The 992-nt window shown below is 45.0% G+C and carries 2 protein-coding genes; one reads left to right on the top strand and one right to left on the bottom strand.

Annotated features, from left to right (window positions below; genetic code table 11):
- Positions 1-251 precede the first annotated feature (251 nt).
- The gene (locus BG32_RS13485; RefSeq protein ID WP_006486664.1) at positions 252-749 is read left to right on the top strand and encodes a hypothetical protein; all 498 of its coding nucleotides are present in this window, start codon (positions 252-254) and stop codon (positions 747-749) included.
- On the opposite strand, the gene BG32_RS13480 is transcribed toward BG32_RS13485, so the two are convergent.
- Positions 750-992 (bottom strand): GNAT family N-acetyltransferase (locus BG32_RS13480; protein ID WP_147435052.1); only part of this gene is annotated, 243 nt, incomplete at its 5' end.

The following is a 992-nucleotide window of genomic DNA, read 5'->3' as shown; positions in this document are numbered from 1 at the left end:
GTCACTGAGATGTTTGGAATCTGATTTGTTGGACTGAATGACTGGATGCGTTCCGTTGGAATTTTTACCCTCATAGTCCAGTTTGTATCTTAGTAGTTCGCCTTCGGGACTGCACTTTGCTCTTTGTCTGCTGTGAAGCGTAAATTCGAGGAAGAATCTAACTCTTCTGTGACTCTTGAGCTGCAGAGGTGTAACATCCAGGATTATCAGGTATTATATTTGTGAGGGGATTTCGTAAGGGAGGTCTTTGTATGGAAGAAGAGAATGTGAAGAAAGAGACTGTAAAGAAGGGGAGCGGACTGTCTCAGATCTTTCTGGGTCTGATTGTTATTGCGCTAGGATTGGTGATCATTTTTGTGCCCGCCGTACTGTCGAACTTCTGGCTCTTGTTTATCTGGCTTCCAGGAGTGATAATGGAATACAATGCTTTTAGAAACAGGAATAACGGCTTGCTTGTTCCCGGTGGAATTCTTCTGGTCGTTGCGCTTGCGCTCACTCTTGGAGTCATCTTCCCCGGTTTCTATTCTCAAGGAGGTTGGGGTCTCTTCGTTCTTGCTCCTGCCTTTGGGCTGCTACAGCTCTATTTTGCCGATGGACGAAGGAATTTCGGTTTACTCGTTCCGATTGCGATATTAACTGCTGTGGGTGTGATCGCTCTTATACCTTCATCACTTTCCCAATGGACAATGATAGTGGTTGGGGCGGTTCTTATTGTCTCTGGTTTGCTCGTTCTTTTTAGAAGGAAATAGTCAAACGTCTCGTCCCATCTGATAGAAATCGAAGTAATCATCGTTGACTCGCATGAATTTCTTCAGTTTCCCTTCGATTTCGAAGCCCATCTTTCTGTAGAGAGCTATCGCCCGATCGTTATCGGTACGGACTTTAAGACCGATCCTTGTAATCCCGTTTCTGCCAGCATGTTCAACTGCGAGTTCAATAAGGACTCTTCCTATTCCCATTCCCCAGTACTTCATTGACACTGAAAGAGCTAT

The sequence above is a fragment of the Mesotoga sp. HF07.pep.5.2.highcov genome (assembly GCF_003666285.1).
Classification (GTDB): domain Bacteria; phylum Thermotogota; class Thermotogae; order Petrotogales; family Kosmotogaceae; genus Mesotoga; species Mesotoga prima.
The sequence above is the reverse complement of the archived record's forward strand: the minus strand, read 5'-3'. Positions and strand labels throughout refer to the sequence as shown.

Bases quoted from the DNA above. Each gene is read 5' to 3' on its own strand.
- BG32_RS13485 (WP_006486664.1), top strand. From the start codon at position 252: ATGGAAGAAGAGAATGTGAAGAAAGAGACTGTAAAGAAGGGGAGCGGA.